Consider the following 22932-nt stretch of genomic DNA (forward strand, 5'->3'; position numbering starts at 1 on the left):
TTCGGCGACCAACTCCCACTTTAAGGTTAGGGCGGAGGAAGGAATCTGCGTCCTTGTGGAGCAATTACGGCATGTTAAGGTTAAATTAGTGCAAAATAAGTACTAGTCGGACAAATCCATCAAAATTTGCTCTAGCAAACGTTTTTTTAGCGTTTCCAAACCAATACCCTGGGCCGCCGCCAAAAAAATCGCCTGGGGATAGTCCGCTTGGGCCGTCGCCAAAGCTTCACTGGGCACTTGGTCAATTTTGTTAAAAACCATCACCATCGGTGCCGTAGCCAAGGGCATTTCCGCCAAAATATTGGCCACAGAGCCGATCTGTCGTCGCCAAGCTCGGTCGGATAGATCCACCACCTGGAGTAATAGATCCGCTTCCGTCACTTCCTCCAAAGTAGCCCGAAAGGCATCCACCAAAGCATCGGGTAATTGATGGATAAAACCCACCGTATCCGTTAGCAAAATGGGCTGGTAGGTTTGATTATCCGGATCAAATAGGGATAAACGCCTAGTGGTGGGGTCTAACGTGGCAAACAGTTGGTCGGCGGCGTAGATATCCGCTTGGGTGAGAGCATTGAGTAGGGTGGATTTGCCCGCATTCGTGTAACCGACGATCGCCACGGTGGGGACGGCCTGTTGTTGGCGTTGATTCCTTAGCCGGGAGCGATGGGACTGTAACTCATTAACCTGTTTTTGTAGCTTGGCAATGCGGCTTTGGATGGTACGCCGTTCCGTTTCCAACTTGGTTTCCCCTGGCCCCCTGGTGCCGATACCTCCCCCCAACCGGGACATGCCCTGACCCCGGCCCACTAATTTGGGTAACAGGTATTCCAACTGGGCTAATTCCACCTGTAACTTCCCAGCCCTGGATTGGGCCCGCTGGGCAAAAATATCCAAAATTAATTCGGTGCGGTCAATTACCCTAACTCCACACCGTTGTTCCAAATTTCGCACCTGGGCAGCGGATAGATCCCGGTCGAAAACCACTAGATTGGCCCCCGTGGTCTGCACTGCCAAGGCCAACTCTTCCACTTTGCCTTCCCCCACTACGGTTTGGGGATGGGGTTTACTGCGATTTTGCTGCATTACCTGGAGCACCTGGGCCCCGGCGGAATCCACCAGTCGTTCTAACTCCGTCAAACCTTCCGCAAAGCTCTGGTCATCCAACTCACTGGTTTTAAGTCCCATCACCAAGACCCTTTCCTGCCCTGCTTCCACCTGGCGGGCAATGAATTCCCTTTCAAATTCTGCCTCCAGGCTTTCCACCAAATCGAGGATGGCTTCTTCGGCCAAATCTTCCAAGGCCACCGCTGGGGAAACCACCCAATCAGCTACCCTATCTCCCATATCGTCACTGCTTTGGGGCAGTAAATGGGCTAAATATCCCGTGTCCACATAGCCCGTTACGCCGCCTCCCCGTTTGGCAAAACCCTGACCCGTGACGCTCAGCACCACTAGGGCATCCAATCTCTGCAGGGCCATGGCAATTAAACTAGATTCCCTGGGGGCCTCACCCTTTAAATCTGTGGTGAGGCAACGAATGCCGGATAGTCGCTTTTCCCCATAACGAGGTAATTCCAAAGGCGGAATTTGGGTTTGCCGGGGCGTGCCCACTCCCACCCGGATAATTTGTCCCCGCCGGTTAACGTACACCGAAACGGGCTGTTTGATTTCCTGGCTGATGGCCCCTAGGCGCTGGGCCAATTCCATCGTCAGCAGGCGATCGCCGGGGAGACGCTGTTGATAGAGGCGCTTTAGTTGCTTAATTTGACTGGTTTTGAGCCGTTGGGCTTGGCCGTAGATGGTATCGATAGGCTTTGGTCCTAATTGGTGTGGAGTTATGGATTGTTGAGGCGAAAACGGGGGCTGAATTGCCAGCTTAATAATCAATCCTGCCATAAACGACGCCGGCTTTTACCCCGCAACCGTTGGTGGGTATCCCGTAATAGGTCTGGAATGGCCAGATTATGGGGACACCGGGGTAAACAATCTCCACAATCAGTACACCGATCGCCTTTTCGTCCGGGAAACCAGTGCCCAGCATTTTCTAACATTTGATAGCGATATTGACCAAAATCTTGCATATCAAAGGCAACGGCCAAATTACGCAGACGTAAAATCTCGGGAATATTAATTTCCTCCGGGCAGGGCAAACATTGATAACACTGGTGGCAAGCATCCGTACCCAATACTTGTTGTTGATGGTCAAGCAAATTTTCCAAAACTGCCTGTTCTTGCCCACTTAAGGGCTCCAGGCGATCGCCGAGGGATAGAGGTTCATCTAATTCCTGGGGAATAGCGGGGCCAAGACTCAGGGTAGTAATGCGGGGGTCACTCAAGAGAAAACGATAGGTTAAACCCAAAGGGGTAAAGGGTTGACAGAGGTTTTGCAAAGTCTGGGGTGGTGCGTATAGTTGACCACCCTTATCTGCGGGAGAAATGATGAAAATGCCCATATCCGGTTGATGGGCCAGGGCGATCACCGGGGCAAAATGTTGGTTAAACCAGTAGTAATGCAAATTAACAAAGGCAAATTTTCCCGAAGTAATCACTTCCTGCACTAGGGGCAAACTACCGTGGGTGGAAAAACCAAGATGTTTAAATTTCCCCTGTTGTTGAGCCTTGTCTATCACTGGCCAAAGTTGCTGTACCCATTGCCAATGCTGGAGGGTGTTAATACCGTGGATGGCAAAACAGTCTAAATATTCCACCTGGAGTCGTTGTAGAGAACGGTCAAGGCCCTGGATAAATTGCTCTGCATTTTCCGTGGGACAAACTTTACTGGTGAGATGCACATCTCCCCGCTCAAAGCTTTTCAGCAATGAACCTAGATAAATTTCACTCTCCCCATAGGCCGCCGCCGTTTCAATGTGGTTAATGCCCGCTCCCAAGCCCTTAGCCACCGTGGCCGCAAATTGTTGGCGATCACCCAAGCCCCGCATGGTGCCCAGGGAAAAAACGGATAAATTTAACTCGGTGCGGCCAAAACGACGGTATTGCAAAGGTCAATTTTTATTGTTTTTATCAGAGTTGAAATCAAAATCTTTTCATCTACCAAGTGACATCGCTCAGATCCGCCCGTTGCAGGTTAGTGCCCACTAAATTGGCCCCCCGCAAATTGGCCCCCTTGAGGTTAGCCCCAGTAAAATCCGCCTGGGTCAGATTTGCCCCCCGGAAATTGCCATAGCGTAAATCCGCGCCCCGAAAATTAGTCTTTCTCAAATTAGCCCAGCGCAAATCAACGGCGATCGCCGCCACCGCACTAAAATCCGCTTCCGGAGCGTAGGCCTGGTGGAGATGGGCTCCCATCAATTGGGCTTGGCTAACATTGGCTCGGTAAAGTCTTAAACCGTGGGCTTCCGCTTCGGTAAAAATGGCCTGACAAAAAAGGGCTTCGTTGGCATCACTTTCAGTTAGATCCGCCTCACTCAAATTGCAACGGCTGAGGGTAGCCCGAGAGAGATTAGCCCGGCGCAAATTACTTTTGTGCAGACTGGCGGCAATCAAATTAGCATCTGTTAAATCCGCCCCTTCCAGATTGGCAAAGCGTAAATCACAGCCGATCATCGTAACTTGGCTGAGGTCCCCATGGGGAAATACTAGTCCGGCTAAATTTTGATTGGTCAGTTCCAAACTCTGGGGGTCATGGCCATTGACCAGTAGATTAGCGACCCCGGTGTTTAACCAGCCTGGGGTATTGATTGGGGTAGGGGATAAACCATTACTCATAATGTAATTCATCTTAACCCAGCGTTGGAATTAGTCCTTATCCTTAACCTAGTCCGCCCCAGCCATAGCCCGCCGCCATTAACATGCCGCTGAAGAAATGCAAATTAACCGCAATGAATTTACAGTTGCTGACCTGCTCCGGTTGGTCATGATACTGCCCCACATAGCGAATTAATTGTCCGGCCCAGGGCAGACTGGGCATTACCAATAATGTTTGCCAAGGAGCAAGGTTAAACAAAACCCCGATCGCCGCAATTAGGTAGAGACTGAGCACAGCAATGGTTAGAACCTGGGAGCCTAACTTGGTACCCAAACGAACAATGGGGGATTTTTTGCCGGCGGCCAGGTCATCTTCTACTTGATGAAAATGGGAACAGAACAGAATAATGGCGGTGCTGAGCCCTACAAAAATGCTAGGGGTGAGTAAATTCCAGCTAAAACTTTGGGTCTGGGAGTAATAGGCGGCGGCGATCGCCAGGGGGCCAAAGGTAATTAAACAAATCAATTCCCCCAAGCCTAGATAGCCAAGGCGAAAAGGGGGGCCTTGGTAGGTGTAGCCCAAAAATATGGCCAACCCAATTAGTTTCAACACCGTCCAATCTTGGGCCCGCCAACTGATGCTAATTAGCCCCACCACACCGGCCAGCAAGAAAACATTACTAATTAAAAAAACCAGATTGCGATTGCCCGTCAAATTGACCACCGAATGGGCCTTACGCACATCAATGCCCGTGTCACTGTCAAACACATCGTTGCTCAGGTTGATCCAAGCAATAATGGAGATCGCCGACAGCAAAAAGATGGTAAAAACATCGCCATGCCACTGCCCAGTTAAGCCATAGGCCACCGCCGAACCAACGGTAATAGGCACTACTGCCACCGTATACATGGGGGGCTTAATGGCCGCCAGCCAGAGTTTGCGGGTTGAAGGAGCCGTAGATGGCACCAGGGGGGAAGATTCGGTCATAACAGAGCGATGGAGCTAATTCAAATTACCTGAGCTTCCGCCTCCAGTTGATTCAATGGTACGAAGCATTCCCCTGGCAACAGCACCGGCTGACGATTGAACATCAGTTGACCCCGGTGGGTTTCTTTATGGATGGCAATGCCCAGGGGTTGCTTTTGGGATTTGGGGTGGAGCATGCGATAACTGCGGTAAATTCGCCGGGCCATGCGCAACATTTTGGGGTCTAGGGGCATGGGCACGCTCCTGTACTCCACATCAAAGTCGCTCTCATCAGGAATAAAAACCATAATAAACTCCCCACTCAGGACGCATATGTGTTCTAGCCTTTGACCGAAAAACGTCAGCCAGGTTAGCCATCATCATAAATAACAATAGGGTTTGACGTAAGGGCCGCCCCAGAAGATTCTTACTTACTCGACCAAGATTATGATTTCGACCCGAACTAACTGCCTGGAGGGAAGTCATTGAGGTAAAGTTTGTCTAGTTTTTTGCCAAGTCCCAATGGCCCTTACATGTCATCGAGGATGCTCAACAACTGCTCTCCCATTTGCCGACAGCCCACCAGTTGGGTGCCAGGGGAAAGAATATCACCAGTCCTATATCCCTGTTCCAATACTTTTTTCACTGCCCCCTCTAGGCGATCGGCCGCCTGGGGTTGATCTAAACCATAGCGCAACATCATGGCCGCACTGAGCACTTGGGCTAGGGGGTTAGCTTTATCTTGGCCGGCAATATCCGGGGCAGAGCCATGAACCGGTTCAAATAAGCCTGGGCCGTCACTGCCCAAACTGGCGGAAGGTAGCATACCTATACTGCCAGTTAACATGGCTGCAATATCCGACAAAATATCCCCGAATAAATTGCCCGTCACAATGGTGTCAAACTGTCTGGGACTCCGCACCAACTGCATAGCCGCATTGTCTACATATAAATGGGACAGTTCCACATCGGGATAATCTGCAGCGATCGCCATTACCCGATCCCGCCACAGTTGGGACACATCCAATACATTCGCCTTATCCACCGAACAGAGTTGACCCCGTCGTTTTTGGGCCGTTTCAAAAGCTACTTTGGCGATGCGGTCAATTTCCCCCACGGTGTAGGCCATGGTATTAACTCCTCGTTTTTCCCCCGTCTCCGTCTCGAAAATGCCCTTCGGTTTACCGAAATAAATGCCACCGGTCAGTTCCCGTACCACCATGATATCTACCCCTTCCACTACTTCCCGTTTGAGACTAGAAGCATCAACCAATTGGGGAAAAATGGTTGCGGGACGCAGGTTCGCAAACAGCCCCAGCCCTTCCCGGATGGCCAACAAACCAGTTTCCGGCCGTTGGGCCCTGGGGAGGTTGTCCCAGGCATAGCCCCCGATCGCCGCTAACAGTACCGCATTACTATCCTTCGCTTGGGCCAGGGTTGTCTCCGGTAGGGGTTGGCCCGTGGCATCAATGGCCGCTCCCCCAATTAAAGCCTCTTGGAAATTGCAGGCAAAACCAAATTGGTCTGCCACTTTGCGTAATACCGCCACCGCCACTGCCATAATTTCGGGGCCAATGCCATCGCCGGGGAGCAGGGTTACGTTATAGGTCTGGGACATGGTAGTGGAAAAACTGGAAAAACTTCGATTAAATAACTAGATTTAGGTAAGAACTCTGGAAAGAGATTCCATAAGCTTCCCCAGTGTAGAGGATTGGGGACGCAGATCAGAAACTTCAACCAGTGGCGATCGCTTTCCAGCAAATACCCCTCCCCCAAAGTTTAGGGAAAGGGTAAATGAGCCAAAGAAGATGTCAAATTTGCCTACGGTTCTGCCCATAATTGGGAGACAAAGAGGATTTTCGAAACATCAGCTTAAGAGTTGATGAAGAAAACTAGGCCGCCGCTAAGTTAGCCGCCACAAAGTCCCAGTTGACCAACTTACCGAGGAAATCAACGATGTAGTCAGGTCGACGGTTTTGATAATCTAAATAGTAAGCGTGCTCCCATACGTCCATGGTCAGCAAAGGAGTTTGACCGTCGGTCATGGGGTTTTCAGCGTTGCCAGTTTTGGTCACTTTCAAAGTGCCATTGTCCAACACCAACCAGGCCCAACCGCTACCGAATTGGGTGGCTCCAGCTTGTTTGAAAGCTTCCACAAAGGCGTCGAAGCTACCAAAGTCAGCGTTGATTTTATCAGCCAAGGCACCAGTGGGCTGGCCACCGCCACCGGGTTTCATGCAATTCCAGTAGAAACTGTGGTTCCAGGCCTGGGCGGCATTGTTGAACAGACCGGCCTTGCTCGCATCTCCGGCAATAGCTTTAATTACGTCTTCAATAGATTTATTGTCTAGGTCTGTACCAGCCACCGCTTCATTGAATTTACTAACGTAAGCGGCATGGTGTTTATCGTGGTGGAACTCCAGAGTGCTTTTGGAAATGCAGGGTTCCAGGGCGGTGTAGTCGTAAGGTAAGTTAGGTAGTGCGTAAGCCATTTAAATTTAAATTCTCTACTCAATAGGGGATTCCATGGCTCCCACTTTACCCTAAAGTTTCCTCGGTTAAAAGATCGGTAATCCGGTGGAGAACCGCACAAAAGGGAAAATCCTGCCGGCGGGCGTGAGCAGGAAAAAGAGTAAAAAAGTCTTGGTGATCACTTTAGCCAATCAGTCCCAACAATTTTTTAAAACCGCTTTTAAAAACCCCCCGGAGCGACCCAACAATTCAAAGGGAAACATTGCCATCGTCCATTTCCAGCACATTGGCTAGGTCAAAGTTTTCATCGTCATTTATAAAAATATCAAAGTTCTCCGGCAGACTCCCTGACACTTCCGCTGGCGTTTCCTTCAGAGAGTTCCCCTTGGCAGTCTTTACTCGCCGATGTTTTTTCTCTTCGCTACCCTTCCTAGGCGTTTCCTTGGCTGGCCGTCGGTGTTTTTGTCGTTTAAGTTCGGCTCGAGTCGTTTTTATCGGCCGAGCACGAGCGGCACTGCCCTTGGCCAGTTCGTGGGCGCTAAAAGCCGATTGGCTGGCCATGTCCGTTTTGAGATGGGCAATAAAATAGTCCACCGTTTCTTGTTTGAGCAGGCCCAGGAGCACCGCCGTGGCCCCGAAACGCAGTCCCAATACCTTTTGTTCCCGGAGAATTTGGTCAATTTGACATTGATTCAACAGGTCCGCCATCTGCAGGTAGTGCCCCAGGGGCATCGGGTTGGGACGGCAAATCAAATCAAACCATTGGTTAACAAAAAACTCGACGGTGTCCCTGCTCAACCAGCCATGGAGAACAATCACTTCCCCGATGAGGTAATCGAAATGTTGCTGATTGTTAACGGCAACCTCTAACTGGGCCGGGGTAATCAGACTGGCTTCCTGTAAAACCAATCCTAATCTTTTGCGCCCCGATGGTTGGGGTGGAGTCATAACCTTGTTTTGACCTACTTTAATCCGGGTTAGTCTGGCTGAGACTTCGGGAAAACAAGATTATAGCGACTTAATCCCCATTTTTGTCATCTAAAAGACCTATTCGGGGAGATTAAGACTGGCTTTGTCCTTAACGAGAAAGTTTTTAGCTGAGAAAAGGACAATTAACAGAGCAAAGTACCCACAGAAGGCAACGGCAATCAAATTAGACATTTAGTTAATTTTTGTAACGGGAGTTATTGCTTTAATCATAGGGGAAAGTCTCTGCTTTTAGCTTTGGGATTGCTTATTGCATCAATAATCGAGATTAATCACTGCTAAAAAAGCCAACAATAGAATATTTTCAATGCCTGTGGTGCGGTAGGTACCAGCAAATCCCAGAATTGCGGTGAGAAAATTCGGATCAGATTGGTCTGGGCAACAGATTAAACAGAACTAGCTCCAGTCCTGTTGTTCTTCGTTACTTTGTTTGGCGTGGGCGGCCCCACTGGCATAGAGGGCCCTAGTTTGGGCAAAGAGTTCTTCTTCGGTCAGATGCCATTGCTGAAGCACGGTGTCCAAATCCCGCTGTAAGCTCCGGGCTCCGGGAAAATTTTTGTAGCGAATCCTCAGCCGCGCCAGCGCCAACAGGTGGGGGGCCTCGGCGGGGGATTGCAAGAGGCGATCAACAATGGCCTGGTCTTTGCTTGCTTGGGGATGGGTTTGCTCTCCGATCGCCATGGTTGGGACTCCTGACAAGTTTTCAAAAAGGGCACAAGGGCAAAAATTTAGATCTGGCCGGCCAAGTTATTGCCATTGGCTCTATTTAGGGAAGGTGAGGTTCTGCTCCGTTTTCTCCTTCACTGGCCCCCAAACGGGTCTGGGCACTGGCCCATTGACCAGCAACAATAGCAACCAGCAGCCACCATAAAGTGCTTACGGGGGGACGATACCAGACGGTGTCCACAATACCGTGCACCAACAAACCGGCGATCGCCGCTAGGGCTCCCATAATCCAGATACCTTCCGGGGCGAAGGTTTGGCGACAGCGTTTAACCAGTTGGATTCCTTTGCCCAGGGTAACGGCCAACAGCCAGAGCATACAAGTAAAACCAATTATGCCCGCTTCTACCAAAATTTCCAGGTAAATGGAATAGGCACTCAGGGCAGTGAAGCGGGGGCGCATATAGTAGGGATAAATTTGGTTGAAGGCTTCGTTGCCTGGGCCAATGCCAATAATGGGACGGGCTTGGATCATGGCCTTGACTCCTTCCCAAACGTTGATCCGAAAATTATTGCTACTGTCTTCCCGACCGGCAAAAATGCTCATGGCCCTGAGCCGAATTGGTTCCACCGCAATTAATGCCCCTCCACCCAATATCACCGCCACGGCGATCGCCAGAGGCAAAGACCACCGTTGCCAAAATTTGGGCAATCGGGGCAGCCACCAGAAGTAACAAAGGGCCAAAAAGGTCGCACCCAAGGCCAGTACCGCCAGCCAACCGCCCCGGCTCTGGCTAAAAAATAAACAGAGGAGATTGACGATCACCATGGTTGCCCCCAGTAACTTAGGCCACCACCGTCGCCATACCAGCAGGGCGCTTAAGCTCAAACCGATCATGGGCAACAGGTAAGCTGCCAAGAGGTTGGGGTTGCCCAAAAAGCTGTATACCCTAGTAGCCTGGGCCAAGGTAGAGGTGGGATCATTCCAAGTAGCTAACTGTTCTACCCCGTCCACCTGCTGTCGCAGACCGTAACTACTCACCAAGAGCCCCACCAGCAGAACGACGGTTATCAACCGGTTCAGCCATTGCTTGTTCTGCAATAACCTGGCCGCCAATAGGAACAGACATAAATTAGCTGTTAATTTGGCTAGCCCCGACGCCGCCGCCATTTTCACCGGGGAAAAACCCACGGCGATCGCCGAAATGCACCAATAGGCAAAGACTAAAACATGGATGGGGGTGAGCCCCTTACCTGGTTGATCTGCCAGCGTCAGCAAAGCCCAGAGGGCTCCACAGAGGAGCATAAAAATGCCCAGCATGGTGGTGGAAGTAAACGGCGCCGCCATAAAAATTATCGCCAACAGAGCTGTACCCACCGCTTCAAACTGGGGCCACAGTAAGCTGCCCTGGGCCCAATGGCTGCCCCAGCCCACAAAACGGTGGAGCACACTGCCCCTTCCCCATTCCTGGGGAGAAAAACCGCCAAACATCAGCGATCGCCAGATAGAGATGGGAGACACCATTAAATACTTTGCCCGTGAATTCTGAACAATTTTCTCACCAATTAGCCTAAGCCATGGGGCATATTCTCGGTAGAAATACAGCCAAAATTGGATCCCGCGGCTCTGACAAAAGTCTAGTGTCAAACAATTTCACAGCGTATCTCGGTACTCTTCCAGTAGGGCCAAAATATCCGCTAACCGTCTTCGGTGGATTGGGCTGGAGTCAAGCTGGAATCTGGCACACCGCGCAACGGATCTCTACAAGATCGCAGTAGGATATCGAGTTTCGATTCTAGTTCGGCGAGTTTCTCGTTCTGTAGCTTTAATTCTTTCATTCTCTGTTCGTGCCTCATCTGCTTTTCTTGCTCTAGCTTCCTCATCTCTGCGGTTTCTTTCCTCATTTCTTCGTTGTACCTCTTCAAGCCGGACAAACCCCCGTAGGATTTGATCCAAGACTACAAACTTGAAAGTAACCCCGGCGAAGCTGAGTCCTGCCCATTAGGGGATAGGAAGTTCGTAGTTTTTGAAGTAGATGGTTTCATATTTGAGAGCTACTCCGGTTGAAAACACCAAGATGGTAGTGATGATCGCAATAAATGCCTGGAAGTCTGGCATGGTCTGTTCCCTAAGACTGTCCCATTCTAGCAATGCCCAGGGATCGCATTTCCCCTAGCAACAATCCAGGTTGGCAAAGGCCGCTTAACAAGGGAAAATAGGAGGTCTATCCCCCCTTTGTAATCGGCCCTGTGACTAAAATTCGCACTGTTTCTGAAGCCAAACGAAAATTTTTTACCCACTACAGCCGTCCCATTAGTTCCATCTACCGGCGTTTTGTCGAAGAGCTGCTGGTGGAAATGCATTTGCTCAGTGTGAACATTGACTTTACCTACGACCCCATTTTTGCCCTAGGCATCGTCACTTCCTTCGACAGTTTTATGCAGGGTTATCAACCTGCGGCAGAATTGCCTGCTATTTTTAGTGCCCTCTGCCATGGGGTAGATCAAAATCCCGACCAGATACGCCAGGATGCCCAAAATGTGGCCGCCAGTGCTCACCACATCGGACTAGACGCTTGGGTAACCGCCGCTTCCAGTGACCAGACCTCCGGGGATAACCTGCTACTCAACACCCTCACTGCGATCCACCAGCGTCATAAATTTAAATACAGCCGTCTGTTTGCCATCGGGCTTTACACTTTGTTGGCTGACCAAGACCCAGAGGTGAAAGACAATGATGAAAAACGTCAGGACTACCTCACCAAATTGTCGGAACTGTTGGATTTGTCCCTCGATAAAATGGTCAAGGATTTAGACCTTTACCGTAGCAACCTGGAAAAAGTTGACCAACTGCTCAAGGTGTTGGAAGATGCGGCCGAAGCGGAACGGAAGAAAAAAGAAAAACAAGCCGCTGCTACGATTCCTGCGATCGAGGATGCCCCGGTGACTACAGCCGAGAGTCCCGAAAGCTAGTCCAATCTATAGCCCCACTGTGAGGCCCCATTGTGGAACTGAAACAGGTGATCATTGCCCATAAAGCTGGGCACAATGAAAGCAAAACCTATGCCGAACGCTGTGCTAGGGAATTGGAGGCTAGGGGCTGTAAGGTGCTGATGGGCCCCAGTGGCATCAAAGATAATCCCTATCCGGTGTTTTTGGCCTCCGCCACAGAAAAAATCGATTTAGCTCTAGTTTTAGGAGGGGATGGCACCACCCTAGCGGCGGCCAGGCATTTATCTCCCGAAGGCATTCCCATTTTGTCCGTTAACGTGGGGGGACACCTGGGTTTTTTGACGGAACCCTTTGATTTGTTCCAAGATACCCAAACCGTGTGGGACCGCCTCAGCCAGGACCGTTACGCCGTTTCCCAACGGATGATGCTAGCGGCCAGTTTATTTGAAGGCGATCGCCGGGATCCCCAGATGGTGGGAGAAACCTACTACTGCTTGAACGAAATGTGTATCAAACCGGCCAGTATTGACCGGATGCCCACAGCTATCATCGAAGTGGAGGTGGACGGGGAATTAATTGACCAATACCAATGCGACGGTCTATTGGTGGCCACTCCCACAGGCTCCACTTGTTATACATCTTCTGCTAATGGGCCCATTTTGCACCCGGGTATGGATGCCATTGTGATTACCCCCATTTGCCCCCTCAGCTTGTCCAGTCGTCCCATTGTCATTCCCCCTGGCTCCTCGGTAAATATCTGGCCTCTGGGGGATTTTGAGTTAAATACAAAATTGTGGACCGATGGCTCCCTTGCTACGGGGATTTGGCCTGGGCAACGGGTGGGAGTGTGGATGGCCTACCAAGAGGCACAATTTATCCTACTGCGGGAAAGCTATTCCTTTTATAAAACTCTACGGGATAAGTTGCAGTGGGCTGGGGCTAGGTTTTTGTACGACGGCAACAACAAAGTCAATTGAGCCATTCTGTTTCAAACCCAAGATTAAGAGTACTCTCTAAACAGTTGAAATGGAGCTACAATCCCCTGGAAAAATATAAATAACTCAACTAAAAATAAGGCAATGCAAACAAGTAGGATACTTTTAATAAAAAACTTACAAAAGCCCATATTGTCTTAATTTTATTTCAAGTAGCTATAAACAAAAAAGCAACCGCCCAAGAACAGTTTTGTTTGGAATGCGGTTGCCGGAATAGAAACGAGCTTAGCTATCGTTAATTTAACAGCCCTCGGGGCCACAGAAAGTGTGCCCGTAAAGCACTTCCGCACTGCAAATGTAGATGATGCCGGCGTAATCATTAAAATACTTGACGGCAATCCGATCAGAAATTTCTTCAGCCATTTCCCGGGTTTCAGTCAATATTTCGAACTTGATATTGCCCTCGATGTCAGAAGTGTTAGGTTGACCCGACGAGCGCACGTTACGGCTACCTTTACCACCAGTATTCATTACTGTGTATCCTTTAGCGCCGGATTCGTCAATGATTTTGGCAATTTTTTTGAGCAGAATCTTTTCCGTGACGATGACGAGCTTATTCGCTGGTTTAGCCATTTTGTTTATCTCCTAGAAGTATGTAAGTTAATCTTTTTGGTCTGTTAGGTCAAGGGATTACTGACAGACCACAACCTGTTGAGGATTAACCTGCACCAAGGGTCTGGGCAAGCCCAATGAAAAGTGGTATACACACGCCGATGGCAATGGGAGTACCGATAGCGGTGGAGGAACCAATATAGGCAGAGGGATTGGCAGACGGGATACCAGCTCGCAAGGTGGGGGGGCCGGAGATATCAGAACTAGAGGCGGCGATGACTGCTAAAACTACCACACCACCTAGGCTGAATCCCGTAGCGTAGTGGGCAATCATGCCAAGACCAAAGGCAATAAACCCGTGCACTATTGGGGCTATCAAGCTATAGACCACATACCATTGAGCTACTTTACGTAGTTCGCCAATTCTAGACCAAGCCTCCATCCCCATAATGAGCATCAGGATAGAAAGTAGGCCTCGAAAAAGAGGATCATAGAAGCCTTCATAGACACTTTCCGGCTTGGTAAATATGCCAAGGGCAAGGCCTAATAACATGGCTGATAGGGCGGGGCCTTGTAGGCTTTCTTCGATGATCGGCCAGATCTTAACCCGATTATCCTCCGGTTGCTGCTGGCTCAAATATTCCTGGCGGGTACGGGGGTAATCCGATTGATCGCCATAATCCCCTGCGGCAACGGGTTGCTTGCTTAAAGCCCCCTCGATGGCGTTGGCACGACGCTTTTGCTTATTGAGATAGATATTAGCCACGACGATCGCCGTTACCAGGGCAGGAATATCCATAAAAGGATAGAGGGCACCGGCCCAAGCTTCGTAGGAAATTTTTGATTCTTCCAACGTAGTGAGGGCGGCGGCCATTGTAGAGCCACTGACTGCTCCAAACAGGCCACCGGTGGCAAGGGCATCCACGGTTTTGACGTTGGGCATTTTAGCCAGGGTAAAACGGGCGATGAATACAATAAGAACTCCTAATACTACAGAAAATGCCATGGGGAGAAGCATTTCCGTCAAGTTGGAGTTGCGAATTGCCATGCCCCCAGTCAGGCCAATCTTGGTGAGCAGCATAAAGACGATGATTGTGGAAATCGCCTCTGGAATTATCAATTGGGTACCAAGGGCGGCAATAACCATCCCCCCAATCAAAAAGGCTAGGGTTGGGGACTGCAACTGCCCCACGAAGTCCGTCAAGAAATTGGACAAAAAATCCATAATGTAAATTGTCTCCTTGGTTGAAATTTATGGGGATTGGGGTAGTAAAGCTTGCCCCCGAATCCTCGATAACTGGTTTGATACACCTGGGAGAGCAATGAATAATCCTCCCCCTGCTAACATCGACACTTCGATGCGTTATGTGCTAAAAAACACGGCGGTTTCACAGTATTTTGCATAGACCAGAGTCTATTGCGGCAAAAGCATCTATGCCTCTAAATCTATAAACTAAAGTCTATACTCAAAGCCGCCCAATTTTGCGACTGTCCCCCTGGATCTGCTAAGTAATTTCCAATTTGAATGATAAGTTTTACTGTTATTTGGTGATCGTCGCTCTCCTGGGACTCCATGGTGAGTAATAATTTTGCTCGATGGCATTCTATCGGTTAGCCAATGTGACAAATTTTCCAACTATTTAAACTATTGGGTCTAGTCGACCTGTAAGGGGGGGGATCCCTGGACTGGAGGAGATTCCGGTGGTTGAGCATGGCGAGCAACATTGATCCAAACCATCGACAGTAGTAAACCAACACCACAACCCAGTAAAAAGAGCCAAGCGTGGGAAGGCTCTAAGATAAATAGGAGGCGGCGACTTTTATCATACACATGAATTATCCAGCTAGCATTGTCATTTATCTTTGGTTGTGACTGTGTTGATTCAAACTTGTTCATGATTTTTACTCTATGGTGATTGTGGAATTTGCCCAAAGTCGATGAAATTTATCAAAGAAAAATTGCTAAAAACGTTTCTGTAAAAGGCATAGGAAAGTCTCAACATGGAATGACCAATCTGCTCTAGCCCCAAACTGCCCTTATACAATGAATAGAAATAAGACTATTTTTGTGAGAAAAACCATACCTCTAAGTGTATGAAATATTTGGTTCCCAGGCAGTATTTTTGCTGCGAAACTGCCTCAAATTTGTCAAACTTTTTAATAAGTTAAATTTATATTTCCGACCCGCCGGGCTTGGGCAGGAAATAGGTTAGCTAGGGATGGCATATTCCTGCTTCCCACTCCGTAGTAGTTGCCATGGCGAGTTTTTGCCCTTTTTTTGCCCAGGGAATCATTTTGCCCCTAGTTTCTGGCCAACCATTGGAGGTTTAATGGGTAAGGAAAGGTATTTTTGCCTTCCGGCCCAGTTCTTCCCTTGCTCCCATGTTTAAAAAGTCCCTATCCACTGCTGTAGTCCTGGTAATTTTACTACTGAGCTTTACCCTCACCGCCTGTGGAGGCGTGGGCATTGCCAGTTTGCAACGCTACAGTGACACCAAAGATGGTTATGAGTTTCTTTACCCTAATGGTTGGATTGGGGTGGACGTCAAGGGCGCTTCCCCTGGGGTGGATGTGGTGTTCCGGGATTTGATTGAGCGGGATGAAAATTTGAGTGTGATTATTAGTGAAATTCCCAACGATAAAACCTTGACGGATTTGGGCACAGCCACCGATGTGGGCTACCGCTTCATGAAAACGGTCAATGAGGCTGCCCAAGGCGATCGCCAGGCGGAATTAATTACGGCGGAAGAAAGGGATGAAGATGGTCAGGTTTATTACACTCTGGAGTACCGAGTATTGGTGGGGGACAATGTGGAGCGCCATGATCTGGCCAGTGTGACCACTAATCGGGGTAAGTTAATTACGTTTGATTTATCTACGGCGGAGAACCGCTGGGATACGGTGAAAAATTTGTTTGACACGGTGGCCAGTTCCTTTCACGTGTACTAACTTGCCCCTACCACCGCACGACGCTGGCGGCCCAAGTTAAGCCGGCCCCAAAGCCGGCCAGGGCAATTAAGTCTCCCTCTTTAATTTTACCCTCCCGCACCGCTTGATCCAAAGCCAGAGGGATGGAAGCCGCCGAGGTGTTGCCATAATTGCCCACGTTACTGATCATCTTCTCCGAGGGGATACCCAGGCGATCGCCCACGGCGTCAATAATGCGTTGATTGGCTTGGTGGAGAATCACCCAGTCTAAGTCAGTGGTGGTTAATTCCGCTTTGAACAGTACTTTTTCGATGATTTCCGGTACTTTAGCCACGGCAAAACGGTACACTTCCCGCCCGTTCATGGTGATGGGTTGATAGGTTCCCTGGGCAACGGTTTTTCCGGCTGTTAAAGGTTGGGGTAATGCTTGGTAGGGCAAATTCAGACAGCCATTGCCAGTGCCATCGGTGTACATTTCAAAGGCGAGCAAATTGTCCTGGGCTTGCCGTTGCAACACCACTGCTCCGGCCCCATCACCGAATAACACACAGGTGGTGCGGTCAGACCAATCGACCCAACGGGAAAGTACGTCCCCTCCCACTAGTAAAACCTGTTGGTAAACTCCGGTGCGCAAAAATTGGGCCGCCACATTGAGCCCGACCACAAACCCAGAACAGGCCGCAGTGACGTCAAAGGCAAAGGCTCTAGTCGCCCCCAATCCCCCCTGAATTTGGGCCGCACTGCCAAATAAATCATCGGGGGTGGAAGTGGCCAGAATAATTAAATCCAAATCATCTGGTTGTAGCCTCGCCATGGCCAGGGCTTCTTGTCCCGCTCTGACCCCCAAACTGGCCAAATTTTCACTAGCTGAACAAATGTAGCGTTGGCGCATCCCCGTGCGGGACTGGATCCACTCGTCGGAAGTCTCAACAATGTTGCCCAGGTCTTGATTTGTCAAACTCTGGTCGGCGATCGCCGTGCCACTGCCAATAATTTTGAGGCCACTGCCAAGGGTATTCAAAAGTCCTGACTCCCGCTGATGTCATGGTGAGCGATTACAGGCTTAAAGCATAGGACAAAGCTGGCCCCTGAGTCACTATGGCCAGAGGCAGTTTCTAGATATTTTGTAATTCTTCTGTTTTTTGCCGCTCCATCAACAGGGAAGTGGAACTGTTAATGCGGATAGAAACCTGATTATCGACGGCTTCCTTGGCCAGACGAATGGCATTAAAAATGGAGCCATTGCGGGAACTGCCATGGCTGATCAGGCAAATACCATCGACTCCAAACAGTAATGCCCCCCCATGTTCGGCGTGGTCCACCCGCTGTTTAATGCGTTTGAGGTTGGGGGCTAGCAATGCCGTGCCTAATTTTCCTCGCCACCCCTGGGGCAATTCTTCCTTTACAATGTTGAGCAAAATTTCTCCCACCGCTTCGGCAAACTTGAGCACAATGTTGCCTACAAAGCCGTCACAGACAATTACGTCAAAATTGCCTGAGAGCACGTCCCGCCCCTCCGCATTACCCACAAAGGGAATTTCCGGATTACTTTTGAGCAGTTCATGGGTTTGTAAGGCAAGGGTGTTGCCTTTGGTGGGCTCTTCCCCAATGTTCAGCAGACCCACTTTCGGTTCCGATACTCCCAGTACGTACTGACTGTACACCGTTCCCATCAGGGCAAATTGCTCTAAATATTTAGGGCGACAGTCCACATTGGCCCCCACGTCCAGCACAATCACCGATTTGCCGGGAATCATGGTGGGAAAAACTGTGCCGATCGCCGGCCGGTCAATGCCTTTTAAGCGCCCCAACCGCAACAGGGCAGAGGCCATGGCCGCCCCGGAATGGCCAGCGGACACCACCGCATCGGCTTGTTTTTCCTTGACCAAATTCATGGCCACATTAATGGAGGCTTTGGGCTTACGGCGCACCACCACCGCATCTTCTTCCATTTCCACCACTCCTTCCGCGTCAACAATGGTCAGGTTTAGTCCCTGATGGGGATGGCGGGTTAAGCAATCCTCAATGGCCTGGCGATCACCCACCAGGAAAATATCGACGTCCAACTCCTGACTGGCCCGGATAGCACCGATAACAATCTCTTCGGGGGCATAGTCACCGCCCATTGCGTCTAAAGCAATTTTCGCCCGCGTTACAGCCATTGATCACAACCCATTGAATCTCAAAAATTGTAGCAGACCGCCCGGTTAAGCAGAACTTTTCCCCCATCTGTCTAGTTAACTTAACTGATAACCTGGGCTTGTTTTTCTTTGAGGGTTCGGCGGACAAAATGAATCATCTTAATATCGTTTTCCTGGATGTGATGCCTAAGCCAATCGGCCAGGAAGCTAGACAAATCAAAAAACACCGCCAACACACTTTCTGAGTGCCGCAAACGAAATTGTAGATCTACCACTTGTTTGGTTAATTTCTCATGGATAGTGCGATGCTCAAACAAATGGGGGTAATCCAAACTCCGCATTAGCTCTTCTTCGCAGCGGAAATGAAACTCAGTGTATTCCAGCAAATCCGCCAGCAATAAACTCAGTTCTTCCTTAGCAATGGGTTTTTGCAAAGACTCGTCCAAGGTATTGATCAGAGCAAATAGGTGCTTATGCTGTAAATCAATTAATTCGTAACCACAGGCCAAATCTTCAGACCAAACGGCGATGCCCATGGCACTACCCTCGTTAGCTCTATACCTCCCATTGTAGTAGTAAAATTCCATCAATCTGCGGGATAAACTCCATTAGCCCACCAGCAAATTTTCCTCCGGGTATTTGATCAAACTTGGTTTAGGATCCCCCACGATCGCCGCCATTAGAATGGTGATGCCCACCCTACCAATGAACATGGTGACAATCAATACCAGTTGGGACAGGGGTTTTAGCTCCGGAGTAATGCCCAGGGAAAGGCCCACCGTGGCAAAGGCGGACACCGCTTCAAATGTCAAGGACACCGTTTCCTGTTCCGACTCCAGAAAAATCAGCAAACTCACACTGGAAATCACCGTCACCATCGAACCAAACACCACGGCGATCGCCTTAAGAATTAACTGGGGCGGAATACAGCGGTCGTCAATAATTACCCTTTCCTGCCCCCGCAGAGCCGACCGGGTACAGTTGGCCAAAATGGCAAAAGTGGTGGTTTTAATTCCGCCGCCGGTGCCACTGGGACTAGCCCCAATGAACATCAACAACATCACCAGCACCAAGCTAGTGGAGCTCAGCTCATTCAAATCAATGGTGTTAAAGCCCGCCGTCCGGGTGGTCACCGACTGGAACCAGGCGATCAGCAAACGATCCTGGAGGGAAAACTGAGCTAAAGCCCGATTGCCCTGGGCTTCCAAAATCAGAATGCCAAAAAAGCCCAACAACAACAGAAAAATGGTCACCCGCACCACCACCCGGAGGTTGAGGGAAAAGGCAAACCGCCGCCGGGAATTTTTGACTTTGCGTACCACCCAAAAATAGGACTCGATAATTACCTGGTAACCAATGCCGCCAAAAATAATCAGAGCCGAAACCGCCAAGTTAAGGGGTAAGGAGCTCTGATAACCAATCAAACCGTCGGAAAACAAGCTAAAACCAGCATTATTAAAGGCGCTGATGCTGTGGAAAACCGCATACCAGAGGGCCCTGGGGGGAGGGTAGTCCTGGACGAAAACACCAAAAAGAATAATCGCCCCAGTAATTTCAAAAATTAACGTGGTGGCAATGACGGATTTAATTAAATTATTGCTGCCCTGGGCAAAACGATGGTCGAAGGATTCTTGGATGGCAAACCGTTGTTGTAAGTCAAATTTGCGCCCAATCAGGATCATCAAAAATGTGGTCAGGGTCATATAGCCCAGCCCCCCCAACTGGGCCAGCAACATGACAGTCAATTCTCCCCAAAAGGAAAAGTATTTGCTCACATCCACCACACTGAGCCCCGTCACACAAACAGCGGAAGTGGAAGTAAACAAGGCTACCAAGGGGCTGCCCCATTCCCCGGTACTGGTGGCAAAGGGCATCAGCAACAGTAATGCCCCTCCGGCGATCGCCACAATGAAACCAAGGCAAATGGTACGGGAAATAGTCATTCCAGCAGATAAAAATAAGAACTTAGATTCGCAGAATGGGTTTGGTGAGGCACCAAAGTTTGATAGAGAGATTCCAGTTGCACCATGTTGGCCGCAAAGGTGTAGCGCTCCAGTACCCTTTCCCTGGCCTTGCGCCCCAACAGTTCCGTGATCTCTGGATGATCCCGTAGTAAAGGCAAAAGAATTTTTAGTTGGGCTGTCACCCCTTGGGTTTTGAGCACAATGCCCGCCCCATTTTCCAGCACTTCCCCATCTGCTCCAGCATCGGTGGCCACACAGGCCGTGCCACAGGCCATAGCTTCCAATAAAGACAGGGATAAACCCTCTACCAGGGAAGGCAAAATAAAGGCATCGGCGGCCCGCAACAGTTGAATCCTGGTCAACTCATCGGCCACAAAGCCCAACCAATGCACCCCCATTTCCGGGCCGTAGTGGGTTTGTAGGGTCGATTTCAAAAGGCCGTCCCCCACCATCAGCAGTTTGCAATGGGGGCCCATGTCGGAAAACTTCCAGCCTTTGAGCAGAGCTTCCACGTTCTTTTCCGGGGCGATGCGTCCCAGATAGATAAATAACCGTTCTGCTTGGTACTGTTTTTTAAGGTCATTTTCCCCCGGACAATAGCGCTCCACCGGCACCCCATTGGGAATGATGGCCAAGCGCTGCCGGGGCACCCCCAACTTGAGTAAAAGGTTTCGCTGTAGCCGGGAAAATACAATTACCTTGTCGTACTGGGCCAAGGAGGGGGCATAGAGTTGGTAGGTCAAAAACTGGGTACTGGAGGAAAAATTGCGTAGTTTACTATCAAAGGGAGGATGAAAGGTGGCAATCAGGGGCAAACCCAATTCTTCGCAAATTTCCGGTAAACGAAAATCCAGGGGGGAAAGGGTCAAAGAAGCGTGAACCAGATCGGGCTTTAACTTAGCTAGAGCATCGGCCAAAACTCGGCTGGAGCGGGGGGTGGGGATAGTATAAATGGTTGACTTAAACAGAAACGGCAACGCCACTTCAGCGCAACCACTTTCCGCCAGGGACTCCCCCTCCTCCTCCTGGGCAAAATGCAAAAAGCTTACCTGATGGCCCCGGTCTAGTAATGCATTGGTGACTTCCCGACCGTAGGTTACATTGCCGCAAAAGGGCGTTTTTTTTCCTAACCAAGCAATATGCATGCAGATAACCAGACCGTGAACGAAACCGTGCCAATCAGGGCATTGTAAACTTTGGCATTCTCAAAATTTCTTCGCCAATCATAGGGGATCTTTGGGCTTCTGGCGATGGCGTCGGACTCTAGGCGCTGATCAAACTCCCCATGGCCCGACCCATATTGGCGGGGTGGAGAGCATCGAGGGCGGCGGTTGGTTCATAGCCACAGTGGACCATGCAATCTTGGCATTGGGGATTGTTACTTTTGGGGCCATAGTTTTCCCATGCCGTTTCCTCCAGTAGTTCTTGAAAACTTTGGTAATAACCTTCGTTGAGTAGGTAACATGGTTTTTGCCAACCGAGCACGCTGTAGCTAGGGCTACCCCAGGGGGTGCAATCGTAATCCTTTTCCCCCATGAGAAAGTCCAAAAATAGGGGGTTATGGTTAAAGTTCCAAGCTTTTTTGCCTTGATTCCAGGGGGCTAATAGCTCTCGGAACAAAGCTTTAGTCTGGTCTCGCTTAAGGAAATGCTCTTGGTCCGGTGCCCACTCATAGCTGTAGCCAGGGGAAATCATCATTCCGTCGATGCCCAGGGTTTGCAGATAGTCAAAAAATGTCTGCATTTCCGCCACGTTAGCTCCTTCAAACACGGTGGTATTGGTGGTGACCCGGAATCCTCTGGCCTTAGCTGCTTTAATGGCCGCAACCGCTTTGTCAAATACCCCTTGGCGATCGACACATTTGTCGTGGTGCTCCCTGGGACCATCCAGGTGGACGCTGAAGGTCAAGTAGGGGGAAGGCTGAAATTTATCGAGGCTTTTTTCCAGCAAAATCGCATTGGTACAAAGATAGATGAACTTCCGACGGGCCACCAAACCCCGGACAATTTCATCGATCTGGGGATGGAGCAGAGGTTCACCGCCAGGGATCGATACCACCGGGGCACCGCATTCTTCCACGGCCCGAAAACAATCTTCTGGGGAGAGATTTTGCTTAAGAATTTCTGTGGGATGTTGAATTTTTCCACAGCCTTGGCAGGCCAGGTTACAGCGGAATAGGGGTTCCAGCATTAGCACCAGGGGGAAGCGCTTTTTGCCCTGGAGCCGCTGGCCAATAATGTAGCTACCCACCACTAGAGCTTGCTTAAGGGATACAGCCATGATTTTTTCACACCACCTAAATTTCTGATTGTTACCAAAAAGTATGACACGGGAAAACCCTGCCATTCAGGACCAAGATGGGCCAACTGAATCTAACTCTGATTTTAATGACAAAGTATAGACACAGGCATGGCAACGCAGAGCAAAATCCCTTTACCGACAATGTTGGAATTAGTCTTCAGGGTGGAAAACTATGTCTCGATAGTTAGAACTCTAAAAATTTGCAGAGATAATTATGCTTTATAGTTTAAAGCAGAGTAGCACTTGTTAGTATTAATTTTATGTGATTGATCCACTACTATTCATTACAATATAATTTACGCATT

21 protein-coding genes are annotated in these 22932 nt (G+C 49.7%); 3 read left to right on the top strand and 18 right to left on the bottom strand.

Annotated elements, in window-relative coordinates; genetic code table 11:
- Positions 1-102: 102 nt before the first annotated feature.
- The 10 genes from hflX to IQE94_RS10350 all read right to left on the bottom strand — a co-directional run bounded on the left by hflX (position 103) and on the right by IQE94_RS10350 (position 10319).
- Positions 103-1707: a GTPase HflX gene (hflX, locus tag IQE94_RS10305; RefSeq protein WP_223343219.1), complete on the bottom strand. Its 1605-nt coding sequence runs from the start codon at positions 1705-1707 to the stop codon at positions 103-105.
- Between the two features lie 176 nt (positions 1708-1883).
- Positions 1884-2939 carry an aldo/keto reductase gene (locus IQE94_RS10310; protein WP_223343220.1) on the bottom strand — a complete coding sequence of 352 codons (1056 nt, stop codon included), beginning with the start codon at positions 2937-2939 and terminating at the stop codon, positions 1884-1886.
- A 109-nt stretch (positions 2940-3048) separates the two neighbouring features.
- Positions 3049-3738 (bottom strand): pentapeptide repeat-containing protein, encoded by a 690-nt coding sequence (locus IQE94_RS10315; RefSeq protein WP_223341859.1) that lies wholly within the window; start codon positions 3736-3738, stop codon positions 3049-3051.
- Between the two features lie 31 nt (positions 3739-3769).
- Positions 3770-4693, bottom strand: a complete 924-nt coding sequence (menA, locus tag IQE94_RS10320; RefSeq protein ID WP_212718009.1) for a 2-carboxy-1,4-naphthoquinone phytyltransferase — start codon at positions 4691-4693, stop codon at positions 3770-3772.
- 20 nt (positions 4694-4713) lie between these two features.
- Positions 4714-4980 carry a hypothetical protein gene (locus IQE94_RS10325; RefSeq protein WP_190599085.1) on the bottom strand — a complete coding sequence of 89 codons (267 nt, stop codon included), beginning with the start codon at positions 4978-4980 and terminating at the stop codon, positions 4714-4716.
- Positions 4981-5201: 221 nt separating this feature from the next.
- Complete coding sequence (gene leuB / locus IQE94_RS10330; RefSeq protein WP_212718011.1) at positions 5202-6290, bottom strand: 3-isopropylmalate dehydrogenase; 1089 nt, start codon at positions 6288-6290, stop codon at positions 5202-5204.
- A gap of 274 nt (positions 6291-6564) precedes the next feature.
- Positions 6565-7164 carry a superoxide dismutase gene (locus tag IQE94_RS10335; RefSeq protein ID WP_212718013.1) on the bottom strand — a complete coding sequence of 200 codons (600 nt, stop codon included), beginning with the start codon at positions 7162-7164 and terminating at the stop codon, positions 6565-6567.
- A 229-nt stretch (positions 7165-7393) separates the two neighbouring features.
- Positions 7394-8092: a hypothetical protein gene (locus IQE94_RS10340; RefSeq protein ID WP_212718015.1), complete on the bottom strand. Its 699-nt coding sequence runs from the start codon at positions 8090-8092 to the stop codon at positions 7394-7396.
- Positions 8093-8527: 435 nt separating this feature from the next.
- The gene (locus tag IQE94_RS10345) at positions 8528-8812 is read right to left on the bottom strand and encodes a DUF3288 family protein (RefSeq protein ID WP_212718017.1); all 285 of its coding nucleotides are present in this window, start codon (positions 8810-8812) and stop codon (positions 8528-8530) included.
- A gap of 85 nt (positions 8813-8897) precedes the next feature.
- Positions 8898-10319 (bottom strand): IctB family putative bicarbonate transporter, encoded by a 1422-nt coding sequence (locus IQE94_RS10350; protein WP_223341860.1) that lies wholly within the window; start codon positions 10317-10319, stop codon positions 8898-8900.
- 725 nt (positions 10320-11044) lie between these two features.
- Here IQE94_RS10350 and psb29 point away from each other — a divergent pair.
- Both psb29 and IQE94_RS10360 read left to right on the top strand, forming a co-directional pair.
- Positions 11045-11767 (top strand): photosystem II biogenesis protein Psp29, encoded by a 723-nt coding sequence (psb29, locus tag IQE94_RS10355; protein WP_223341861.1) that lies wholly within the window; start codon positions 11045-11047, stop codon positions 11765-11767.
- Positions 11768-11799: 32 nt separating this feature from the next.
- Positions 11800-12723 carry an NAD(+) kinase gene (locus IQE94_RS10360; protein WP_212718023.1) on the top strand — a complete coding sequence of 308 codons (924 nt, stop codon included), beginning with the start codon at positions 11800-11802 and terminating at the stop codon, positions 12721-12723.
- Positions 12724-12981: 258 nt separating this feature from the next.
- Here IQE94_RS10360 and IQE94_RS10365 read toward each other — a convergent pair whose 3' ends face one another.
- Positions 12982-13314: a hypothetical protein gene (locus IQE94_RS10365; protein WP_194015660.1), complete on the bottom strand. Its 333-nt coding sequence runs from the start codon at positions 13312-13314 to the stop codon at positions 12982-12984.
- A gap of 85 nt (positions 13315-13399) precedes the next feature.
- The gene (locus IQE94_RS10370; RefSeq protein ID WP_223341862.1) at positions 13400-14518 is read right to left on the bottom strand and encodes a sodium-dependent bicarbonate transport family permease; all 1119 of its coding nucleotides are present in this window, start codon (positions 14516-14518) and stop codon (positions 13400-13402) included.
- 1157 nt (positions 14519-15675) lie between these two features.
- Between IQE94_RS10370 and psbP the strand changes: the two genes are divergently transcribed.
- Positions 15676-16242, top strand: coding sequence for a photosystem II reaction center PsbP (gene psbP / locus IQE94_RS10375; protein ID WP_223341863.1), 567 nt, complete (start codon positions 15676-15678; stop codon positions 16240-16242).
- Between the two features lie 7 nt (positions 16243-16249).
- Here the strand turns inward: psbP and IQE94_RS10380 are convergent, their stop codons facing one another.
- The 6 genes from IQE94_RS10380 to hpnH all read right to left on the bottom strand — a co-directional run bounded on the left by IQE94_RS10380 (position 16250) and on the right by hpnH (position 22672).
- Positions 16250-17242: a beta-ketoacyl-ACP synthase III gene (locus IQE94_RS10380; RefSeq protein ID WP_212718027.1), complete on the bottom strand. Its 993-nt coding sequence runs from the start codon at positions 17240-17242 to the stop codon at positions 16250-16252.
- 94 nt (positions 17243-17336) lie between these two features.
- Positions 17337-18383 (bottom strand): phosphate acyltransferase PlsX, encoded by a 1047-nt coding sequence (plsX, locus tag IQE94_RS10385; protein ID WP_212718028.1) that lies wholly within the window; start codon positions 18381-18383, stop codon positions 17337-17339.
- Between the two features lie 80 nt (positions 18384-18463).
- Complete coding sequence (locus IQE94_RS10390) at positions 18464-18898, bottom strand: bacteriohemerythrin (protein ID WP_212718029.1); 435 nt, start codon at positions 18896-18898, stop codon at positions 18464-18466.
- Between the two features lie 72 nt (positions 18899-18970).
- A complete protein-coding gene (locus tag IQE94_RS10395) occupies positions 18971-20305 on the bottom strand; it encodes a TrkH family potassium uptake protein (RefSeq protein ID WP_223341864.1) in 1335 nt (444 codons plus the stop codon).
- The gene (locus IQE94_RS10400; protein WP_223341865.1) at positions 20302-21471 is read right to left on the bottom strand and encodes a glycosyltransferase family 4 protein; all 1170 of its coding nucleotides are present in this window, start codon (positions 21469-21471) and stop codon (positions 20302-20304) included. The genes IQE94_RS10395 and IQE94_RS10400 overlap by 4 nt, the downstream gene beginning before the upstream one ends.
- Positions 21472-21589: 118 nt before the next feature.
- Positions 21590-22672, bottom strand: a complete 1083-nt coding sequence (hpnH, locus tag IQE94_RS10405; protein ID WP_370630469.1) for an adenosyl-hopene transferase HpnH — start codon at positions 22670-22672, stop codon at positions 21590-21592.
- Positions 22673-22932 lie beyond the last annotated feature (260 nt).

Origin of the sequence: Synechocystis sp. PCC 7339, from assembly GCF_019924095.1 — a bacterium.
Taxonomy (GTDB): Bacteria; Cyanobacteriota; Cyanobacteriia; order Cyanobacteriales; family Microcystaceae; genus Synechocystis.